The organism is Hominilimicola fabiformis, assembly GCF_020687385.1.
GTDB lineage: Bacteria > Bacillota > Clostridia > UBA1381 > UBA1381 > Hominilimicola > Hominilimicola fabiformis.
In genome coordinates this window covers 89,890-96,822 of the sequence record NZ_JAJEQM010000013.1, presented here as the reverse complement: position 1 = coordinate 96,822, position 6,933 = coordinate 89,890, and the positions used below count along the sequence as shown (strand labels likewise).

General features: G+C 36.4%; 9 protein-coding genes. 2 read left to right on the top strand and 7 right to left on the bottom strand.

Translation table 11 applies throughout. The annotated features are described in order from the left end of the window. Window positions 1–234: 234 nt before the first annotated feature. The 6 genes from LKE05_RS09950 to LKE05_RS09925 form a co-directional block, all read right to left on the bottom strand. Window positions 235–741, bottom strand: a complete 507-nt coding sequence (locus LKE05_RS09950; RefSeq protein ID WP_308456719.1) for a hypothetical protein — start codon at window positions 739–741, stop codon at window positions 235–237. A 55-nt stretch (window positions 742–796) separates the two neighbouring features. Next, the gene (locus tag LKE05_RS09945; protein WP_308456718.1) at window positions 797–1,021 is read right to left on the bottom strand and encodes a hypothetical protein; all 225 of its coding nucleotides are present in this window, start codon (window positions 1,019–1,021) and stop codon (window positions 797–799) included. A 138-nt stretch (window positions 1,022–1,159) separates the two neighbouring features. Then, entirely contained in the window at window positions 1,160–1,480 is a 321-nt protein-coding gene (locus LKE05_RS09940; RefSeq protein WP_308456717.1) for a hypothetical protein, read from the bottom strand. A gap of 288 nt (window positions 1,481–1,768) precedes the next feature. Further along, window positions 1,769–2,029, bottom strand: a complete 261-nt coding sequence (locus LKE05_RS09935; RefSeq protein ID WP_117967464.1) for a hypothetical protein — start codon at window positions 2,027–2,029, stop codon at window positions 1,769–1,771. A 215-nt stretch (window positions 2,030–2,244) separates the two neighbouring features. After that, on the bottom strand, window positions 2,245–2,442 hold the full coding sequence (locus LKE05_RS09930; RefSeq protein ID WP_308456715.1) for a hypothetical protein: 198 nt from the start codon (window positions 2,440–2,442) through the stop codon (window positions 2,245–2,247). 17 nt (window positions 2,443–2,459) lie between these two features. Further along, window positions 2,460–2,642, bottom strand: coding sequence for a hypothetical protein (locus LKE05_RS09925; RefSeq protein ID WP_308456714.1), 183 nt, complete (start codon window positions 2,640–2,642; stop codon window positions 2,460–2,462). Window positions 2,643–3,068: 426 nt separating this feature from the next. Here LKE05_RS09925 and LKE05_RS09920 point away from each other — a divergent pair, with 426 nt between their 5' ends. Together LKE05_RS09920 and LKE05_RS09915 are read left to right on the top strand one after the other, a co-directional pair. After that, a complete protein-coding gene (locus tag LKE05_RS09920; RefSeq protein WP_308456713.1) occupies window positions 3,069–3,734 on the top strand; it encodes a LexA family protein in 666 nt (221 codons plus the stop codon). Window positions 3,735–3,888: 154 nt separating this feature from the next. Then, window positions 3,889–5,841, top strand: a complete 1,953-nt coding sequence (locus LKE05_RS09915) for a metallopeptidase domain-containing protein (RefSeq protein ID WP_308456712.1) — start codon at window positions 3,889–3,891, stop codon at window positions 5,839–5,841. A gap of 481 nt (window positions 5,842–6,322) precedes the next feature. Here the strand turns inward: LKE05_RS09915 and LKE05_RS09910 are convergent, their stop codons facing one another. Further along, window positions 6,323–6,928, bottom strand: a complete 606-nt coding sequence (locus tag LKE05_RS09910; protein ID WP_308456711.1) for a putative ABC transporter permease — start codon at window positions 6,926–6,928, stop codon at window positions 6,323–6,325. Window positions 6,929–6,933 lie beyond the last annotated feature (5 nt).

Genomic DNA, 6,933 nt, shown 5'->3' with positions numbered 1-6,933 from the left:
AATCTATTATTATTCCCTTTAATAAAACTTATATTTAATTGTGTATGTCAAAACGTGTTCACTTCATCTGCACCAAAATTTATAAACCGTATAAATGCTTGAATATCAAGTGTTTATGCGGTTTTTTAGTGCTTGCGAGAAGAAAATCAACGTGATAAAAAGTGATAAAATGTGATTGATGTCACTTTGCTATCAGAAAAAAACAACGAAATTTTATCGTCAGACATTTTAGGGTCAAACACATAAAAGCCCCCCCTTATCCGTTCCATGATACACCACTTTAGGGGTGCCGTCCTCATTTACAACTTTACTTGCTTTACTCGGGTTATTTTCCCAATCTCCAAACCAATTTTTAAAATTATCGGATTTAATCTGCACATTATCAGTATTATTTTCAACTGTATCAAGGTTACTGCTATTTAAGCTCTTTAATGAGAATTTTCCTCGTGTTCCTTCTTTTTCCGAGTTTCTTCTACCATTCTCATATACTCTCCGAATTTCTGCGTGTGTTTCTCCACTCTTCGGCATAAAGCTGTCAGTTCTTCTTTTGTCAATTTTCTTCTTGTACTGCCTGATGAGTTCTCGTGTTTCTCTTTCTGTAAGTCCGTTTCTTGATATTTCACGTCTTATTCCCTCGCTTTCTGCAAAATTTCTAATCTTTTCAATTCCGAATTGTTTAAGCTTTTCCCAAGTTTCGTCTGTATTAATCATTTTTTCGGACATATCCTGCCCTGTTGTCATTGCATAATATCCAATAACTTTACCGCCACTATCCTCTATAAATCCTTCAAGCCCTTTAATGAGATTTCCCCTTCAATTTGCTGATTTCCATTGCTTTGGATAGCAGTTCTTCTTGTGTTGCTTTTTCGTGACTTATCATATAGTCTATCATCATTTCTGTTTGAAATGCTTTCTGTGTCATCAACATTATTACTATTATACACTCCTCGTCCACTCTGAATATCTTCAATCCACGCATTAAATCCTTCTGTGCTTGTGTCAATTTTTTTTGTTTCTTCATTATATAATTCCTCCCTTAGATTATCAATAAAATCTTCATTACTATCAATTTCAATCTGCATTAGGACCTTAAAATCTGTTTTGCTATTGTTTCTCCATATATAAAAATTATTTCCGATTTCTTTGTAATCTAATGTTTTTAATTTATTTGCTCTGTTGTTTGCCGATATAACATATTCATCAAGTTGTTTTTTTTGCGATAAGGTATATCTATATCATCATTATATCTTATACCCATATCTTCGTCAATATTTACATCACCATATTCGTTGTTTTTGCTATTTTCCCAAAATACAACGTCTGCATTTTGATTAGGTTTCAAACTTTCAGGGAATGTATTAAGCCGTTCTTCTTTGCTCATACTTTGTCTTGCCTTGACATCGTCAGCCTCAATTTCTCCTGCGCTTTGATTTCTGTTTTCGTTATCGGAACTTTCACCGACTGCAAATCCCTCTCGCACTTGTATTGCGTGTTGTACTTCGTGAATGAGTGATTTTAATTTTTCTTGTATATGTCATGCCATTATCTTTAACAGGTACTCCCGAATTTTGATATGCCGTTATAACAAAAGAAGAACAATCATAATGCGGTCTCCATCTCACCGATTAACTGTAACCGTGACTGTCATCATTTGCACTATCTGTCGCCCATTGAACTGCATTATCAATTACCACATATAAACCTCCTTTTCGACATACAAAAAAGTACATCGAATTTCGATGTACTTTTTAAGCCTTATTTGAAATTTTTAATTTGTCTTTTGAGTTATTATATATCCGTTTGCGTTATCTGTCGGAACAAGGCGGAACGTGACATTTCCGAAATCAGTTCCTGTTGAATCGGTATTTTTAAATACTACGTCCATTCCGTCACCGACATTTTCGGCACTTATAAATTCATATCTGCCGTCTCCGCGATTTGAAACACTGATTTTATAATTACCGTTTTCATATAAAACACTGCCGTTATCGGTTGGGTGATATTCGGGCATATCTGCACCGAAAAGCAATTTATAAGTATCTCTTACGGAATTTTCGGACCATTCAAAATATCCGTTTTTATATTAAGCAGACGTATCCGCACCATAACCTTCTGTGTAATAATAAAAGATAAAACTTCTTACAAAATCTTCACTTTGTAAATCGTTCTGTGTAAAATACGGTATTACATAACCTTGCTCCGCAAGAAACGATTTTGCATTATCGTCTAAAACAAAAGCCTTTTTTAGTCGTCAAAACAACCTGCGTTCATTATAAGTAATCTTCCGTCAAGCCACTTTTCATATATCGCATTCTTTACCGTGTCACGGTCGAAAAAGCACCGTTTCATAGGTGCTAAGGCAGTAAGTCTCGTATATTCACTTGTTCCACTCTCCTTTTGGATATCAAAAAAGCACGCCCAAAGACGTGCTTTAATTCTCATCTTCAATTACTTCCGTTTCAAAAAAACAAAGCTTCTGCTTCTTTGTCTAACCGCAGACTAAGTTCTTTCCATTTTTCAAAAGCCTCAACAGCTTCAGGCGGTGCATCAGAAGTTAAAGGTTGCTTTTCATTATAACCATTAATATACGGTTTGAAAATATCACGAAGTTTTTTTTCTTCTTCTGTAGGTAATCTTCTCATACATTACACCTCACTCGTTAGTTAATATTTCATATACTCTACACTCTGTGTAAACCTCATCGTATTTTTGCTTTTGGTATGTTTCTATCGCATACGGGCTTACCTCAATATTATATCCTTTCTCAATTTCTCTGTCAAGTTTCTTTTTACATTTTTATGCAAATATGCTATATAGTTTTGTTTATATATCCTTTGTCAATGAGTTTCACAACAATTTTTCCTTGCGATTGTTCCCATTTCGTCACTTTCGCAATCTTTCTCTATCTTGCTGTGAATTTCACCTCGTTTTTGTTACTTAACAGGAATGTCCTTATTTTGTAGATTATTCATCAACTTTTTTTATAATTCTAAAGCAAAGTTGACAAATAGTCTACATTATGATATATTAATAATGACAATAAATGTTTAGACAGGAAGTGATATTTTATGGAATTATATAAGAGAATAAAAGCACGCAGAGAAAAACTCGGAATGTCACAAGAAGAACTTGCAACTAAGTTAGGTTATAAATCCCGTTCAACTATAAATAAAATTGAAATGGGCAAAAATGATATAACTCAATCAAAAATCATAGCTTTTGCCAATGCACTTCAAACAACTCCAAGCTACTTAATGGGACTGGACGAACACGAAACGGAAATATATACAGATGATAAATTTCCAAATCCGAATATAACAGAGGACTACACAACATTCCCCGTTATAGGTGACATAGCGAAAGGATATAATCATATCGCTATTGAATCATGGGACGGAGATAAAGTCGATATTCCTAATTCATATTTAAAAGGACATATTCCGAAAGATTTCTTTGTACTGTGCATTAAGGGTGACAGTATGTATCCTCAATATCAAGACGGCGATAAAGTATTAATCTTACGTCAAAGCACCGTTAATTATAGTGGTGATGTCGGAGCAGTGATATACAATGACGAAATATCAACATTAAAAAAAATCGAGTTTGTAGAAGATGAAGATTGGTTGAGGTTAGTTCCTGTCAATCCGAATGTTCCGCCAATATTAATTGCGGGTGAAGAATTAAAGCACTGCCGAATAATGGGTGTTCCTAAATTGTTGATTAGAGAAATGTAACTTTAATTTGAAAGGTATGCCCTACTAACTGCAAAAATATAGCTATTAAAGAAAAACTTTAATAACTGTGTTGACGCTATAACCGGTTGACGTTGAACAATATCTAAATTACTTTGTCAGCTGAGATTATTCCTCTGACTATTAGGAGAAAATAATGCAAAATAAAACAAAACTATTTAAAACAGCAATATGTATTATAACCACGTTAATATTAATTTTCGGGACTATCCCCTGTGGTGCGGTTTTATCGGACGAATCAAACGCGCCAACTTTCACAAATCTTGTTGTATTTATGAAATTTTCTGACGAGGACGAATTTATCAACAACACTTATGCCGACACAACTGTCCGCAACATTTTAGACAATACATATAATAAAAGTGTATATAATGTCGCTGACTATTTCAAAACAGTAAGCGGCGGGAAAATGAATATGCAAACGCTTTATCTTTTTGACAACAACAATTCGCTCACACTTTCAAAGCCACGCGGTTATTATGCCGAAAAAGATGACCAAAACCCTTATGGTTACGAGAGTGGAGAAGAAAATTCCAGAATGTATGAACTACAGGCTGATTGGGCGAATACAATTTCAAACGCAATCACGAATGGAAACAAACCAAAAGATATAGAAGAAAATCAATTCAATTTTGCCGATCTTGACCGAAACCGTGACGGAAAAATTGATTTAATTACTGTGATTTACAAAAATACAACGCAAAATATTTCGGTTGGTTGGAATTCACCTCTTTGGGACTATCACTCATATTCAAATATGATTTCAGTACAAGAAGGAGTTAATACTTATCAGAGCGGAGAATATTTACAGCTAACGTGCAACTACGAAAACGTAAACGGACTTGTGCTTTATCGCAGTGAGGATAATCTGCCTATTTTACCGACAGGTAAAATATGTCACGAAACCATGCACGCACTTGGCTTGAAAGACTTGTACCGCTCCAACCAAACAAGTGCGGTGTATTATATGTCACTGATGGCAAAACATCTAACCCCTATCGGACAGTATATTTCCGTTAAAGAACGCGAATCGCTCGGTTGGCTTGACAATAATCAAATTAAAACCATTGATAAAAACGGTACATACACACTCTACCCTGCCTCAGCTCAAAATGAAGTTGTTGCATATAAACGAGATTTGCCGAACGGAAAAACTCTTTATTTGGAATATCGTCAATTCGATGACAATGGTAACAAATATGATACAAAAAACAAGAAACTCTATTCGTGCAATACCGGTGACTTGATAAAAGGTGTAACTCTTAAGAGTGGACTGATTTGCTATCTTGCTAACACAGGTGTACGTTTTCCCTCAAATATAAACACTACAGGCGCTAACTGGAATATGCAGGTCGTTTCTAACGGTCAATACTCAACTATGTCAGATTGTGCAGTCGGTGACGGCGAAGAACTTTATATTGATAACGACATATTTGTTTATGTAACAAATATGTCAGCAGATAAATTAGAGTTTGAAATTAGCGGAATTGCAGAAACAACCCCTACTCCGACTTTGACTCCGACTTCTACTCCGACTCCTACTATAAATCCCACTCCAACCGTGAGTCCGAGTCCTATTCCGAGTCCCACTCCTACTGCGACTCCACGTCCTACTCATACAACGAGTCCGACAGCTACTCCGACAATAACTCCGACCACGAGTCCGACAGCTACTCCACATCCGACCCCGACAATAACTCCGACAGCAACGCCTACTGCAACTCCGACAGCGAGTCCGACACTAATTCCGACTTCTACCCCAAAACCTACACCACGTCCGACTGCGACTACAAATCCGACAATAACTCCTGCAACAAGCCCAACTGCTACAACGTGTCCTACACATGATATTAACTGCACCATTGAAGGCAACAATATATCTGTTAAACTCACAAACAGCACTTCAGGCGGAATTATCTTAATTTCTGAATTTCATTCGGACGGCAGATTATTACGTTGTACTATCAATTCACCACAAGAAAATATAAGTGTTCCCCTACTTTCTGCAACTCATACCGTAAAAGTTATGTGGTGGAATTCTCTAAACAATCTTGTTCCAATCACTGACTCAAAAACGGTAACGAAATAGTCCAATATATCGCCCCTACATCCACTGTTGACAATCAATACAATATTTGATATACTGCCGATAGAAGATGTAGTGGTTGGGACGTTTTGGACGTGTCAGGCGTGGTTACACTGTTTGTAGCAGTCGCTTCTCAATAATCTACATCTTCTTTTTGATGCATCATTAATTTGAGCAGTTACTTTAGCCGTATCTTATTTGTGTCACTGCTAAACAACCGCTTGACAATCGGCCTACTTTCACATATAATGTTATTAACAGATAAAGATACTATCGAGCCTTGACTCACTTTCGGGGAACTTTTTTCCTGTCGGTATCTTATCTGTTTTATTTTACCTACTTAATATTCTTGACATTCCTATTTTTATATGATACTGTTATTAACAGAACCGGAGGCATATACGGACTTTGACGGTGAAATATCACCATCTGCCCGCGCCAAAGGTTCTTTTTTGCACACAAAAACGGAGCAAAAATGCTCCGTTTATCTTCTAAATGTATCTTTTATTTTTTTAACCAATCCCACACATCTGCCGTTACGCAGCTCGTCCATAAATTCGGCCTGTTTTTCCACATACCAAAGTTTTGACGAATCCATACACTTAACCGTCTTAACCGTATCCGCAATCATCACAAATGCAATTACGCACGTCATAATATGTAACGCCGGCAAACTCACGCTGTCAATCATATCAATCGTCACCGGTGCAATAAGCTTAATAAGTGCAACGGTAAATGTACCAAACGCAATTCCACCTATAAGGCAAACACGTCCGTTTATATTACCGGGCCAACCTGTATAATCCCACCATCTTTTATGAAACAGCGTTTCCAAAAGCCACGATACAAAATATTCAAGCGAGCAGGTAACCACCATTCCCGCAAAAAACAGTATCAAAGGATTTTCAATCCATCCAAGCAATATCAAATCAAGCATTGCTCCCATACCGTATATAGGGCAAAAGCAAGTGCTTAAAAAGCCGCTGTTTACAAATTTTCTTTGTTGTATGCTGTAATATACCGTTTCATAAGCCCAGCCAATAAAGCTAAATATCGCAAAGCACAAGAAATATTGGCAAAAACTCATCATTTACC